Annotated in this window: 4 protein-coding genes; 1 reads left to right on the top strand and 3 read right to left on the bottom strand. The window is 70.4% G+C overall.

What is annotated here, in order from left to right; all coding sequences use genetic code 11:
• Positions 1–631 (top strand): tetraacyldisaccharide 4'-kinase (locus AC2W7C_RS16760; RefSeq protein WP_486002397.1); only part of this gene is annotated, 631 nt, incomplete at its 5' end.
• Between the two features lie 46 nt (positions 632–677).
• Here AC2W7C_RS16760 and AC2W7C_RS16755 read toward each other — a convergent pair.
• The 3 genes from AC2W7C_RS16755 to AC2W7C_RS16745 all read right to left on the bottom strand — a co-directional run.
• Complete coding sequence (locus AC2W7C_RS16755; protein WP_486002396.1) at positions 678–890, bottom strand: hypothetical protein; 213 nt, start codon at positions 888–890, stop codon at positions 678–680.
• Positions 891–920: 30 nt separating this feature from the next.
• Entirely contained in the window at positions 921–2237 is a 1317-nt protein-coding gene (locus AC2W7C_RS16750) for a metal-dependent hydrolase family protein (RefSeq protein WP_486002395.1), read from the bottom strand.
• Between the two features lie 28 nt (positions 2238–2265).
• Positions 2266–2467, bottom strand: a 202-nt coding sequence (locus AC2W7C_RS16745) for a hypothetical protein (protein WP_486002394.1), incomplete at its 5' end; no start/stop codon positions are given.

The raw sequence follows: 2467 nt of genomic DNA, 5'->3' as shown, positions 1-2467 counted from the left end.
GTCGCCGGCGGCCCGCGCCGCGGCCCAGGCCGGCGCCCAGGCCGTGGTCCTGGACGACGGCCACCAGAATCCCGCCCTGAGGAAGGCGCTCAGCCTCATCGTCGTCGACGGCGAGACCCGCGACGGCGAATGGCCCTTCGGCGACGGCTCGGTCTTCCCCTCCGGTCCGATGCGCGAGCCGCTGAAGGCGGGGCTCGCCCGCGCCGACGCCGTCGTCCTGCTGATGCCCTCGGACCTGGACGCGCCCGACCCCGAACTGCTGGAGGCGTTCGGCGCCCTGCCCGTCTTCGTCGCCCGGCTCCAGCCCGCCGGCCCGCCGCCGCCCGGCCCGCTGATGGGCTTCGCCGGCATCGCCAAGCCCTGGAAGGTCGAGCGCTCCCTGAAGGCCGCCGGCGCGATCCTCGCCGACTTCGCCCCCTTCCCCGACCACGCCCCCTACCGCGAGGACGACTTGCGCTTCCTCCAGGACCGCGCCGAGATGCTGGGCGCCGCCCTGGTCACCACCGAGAAGGACTGGGCGCGTCTGCCGCCCGAGTGGCGCGCGCGGGTGGCCTCATGGCCGGTCAAGGCCGTGTTCGACGACGAGGCGGGGTTCGCGGCGCTGCTGACTCAGCAACTTGCCCTGGCGTAGGCTGAGGCGAGGCCTGAAGCGACCCGCGCAGCTTCGTCGCTCCTTCCTAACCGTCGCTGGCCCCGGAACGTGCCTTCATCACCCTGCTCGCCACCAGGCAAACGACGCCGCCGAAGGCTGCGCCCACAAGAACACCGACCGCTCGCCAGGAAAACTCGGTCATAAGCAGCGGTATGGCGAACAACGCGATGACGGCGATGATCGCCAAGCCACCGAGATGAACGATGTCGGCGGCACTCTTTCGCTTCATTCCCAGCACCTCGATCTCTGTTTCGATGGGCGAGACCGCCTACTCCGCCCGAAACACCTCGCCGCCCTTCATCACGAAGCTGACGCGCTCCAGCACCGTCACGTCGCTCAGCGGGTCGCCGCGCACCGCCACCAGGTCCGCCGGCATGCCCACCGCGATCCGTCCGGCCTGGTCCGAGATCTTCAGGTGCGCCGCCGCGTTCACGGTCGCCGTCTGGATCGCCTCCAGCGGCGTCAGCCCGGCCCGCACCAGCAGGCCGAACTCCTGGGCGTTGTCCCCGTGGGCCGAAACGCCCGAGTCCGTGCCGAACGCGATCCTGACCCCGCCCTCGTGCGCCCGGCGCGCCATGTCCAGCATCTTCGGCCCCACCTCCAGCGCCTTGGCCGTCTGGGCGGGGGTGAAGAAGTTGTCCGGGCCGGACGCGATCCGCGCCACATAATCCCCCGCCATCAGCGTCGGCACCAGATAGACGCCCTCGCGCCGGAACAGCCGGATCGACTCGTCGTCCAGATAGGTGCCGTGCTCGATCGAGTCGCCGCCGGCCCGCAGGAAGCTGTTGATGCCGTCCACGCCATGAGCATGGGCCGTCACCTGGCGGCCCATCTGGTGCGCGGCGTTGACGATGGCGGCCAGCTCCGCGTCCGAAAACTGCTGGTTCAGCCCCGCCGCCGTATTGGACAGCACCCCGCCGGTGGCGGTGATCTTGATGATGTCGGCCCCGGCCCGCACCTGCAGCCGCACCGCCCGCATGCAGTCCTCCGGACCCGAGCAGATGCTCTCGCCGGTGAACAGGTGCATGATGTCGTCGCGGTAGCCGTTCACGTCGCCGTGGCCCCCGTGGATCGACACCGCCTCGCCCGAGGCGATGATCCGCGGCCCGTCAACGTCGCCCCGCCGGATCGCGTCGCGCAGGGCGAAGATCGCCTCGTTCGTCGCTCCCAGGTCCGCCACCGTCGTGAATCCGGCCCGCAGCGTCCGGCCGGCGTAGCGCGCGCCGACGAACGCCTGCTCGGCGTCGGACTGGGTCACCCCCTCCAGCCGCGAGTTCGGGTTCTGCTGGCCGGTCAAATGCACGTGGCTGTCGATCAGCCCCGGCAGGACGAACTGGTCCCTCAGGTCGACGACCGCGCCCTCTCCGACGAACCCGTCGCGGACCTCCACGACCTGGTTCCCTCGGATCACGAGAGTTTTATCGCGCTGCACGGTCCCGGTCGCGGGATCGGCCAGAAGCCGCCCCACTTGGACGAACGTGGTTCCCGCCTCGGGCGAACCGGGAGGCGACGCGGGGGTTTGGGCGGCGGCCGCCGTGGCCACGCAGACGGCCAGGGCCGCCACAATCGACGTGATCGACTTCACGAAATCCTCCCTGCACAGGGTCGCCACCTTACCCGTCCCCCGCTTTCCGCCAAGGCTCAGGTTTGCCTTTGGCGGCCTCGTTTTTGAAAAACAACCCCGTCACTTCCCTGTGAAAAACATGCGAGGGGGCGTCGCATGCGGCTTTGCGAGACGTGGATTCATCCTGGCGCGCCGCCTCTGTCGGGTTGCGCCGCTCGGCCGCCGCCGCGCCGCGCGTGCAGCAGGCGCTG

Source organism: Brevundimonas sp. CURTG3B2_SDJG (genome assembly GCF_057364705.1).
Note: the sequence above shows the minus strand (reverse complement) of the source record. Positions and strands in the feature narration are given on the sequence as shown.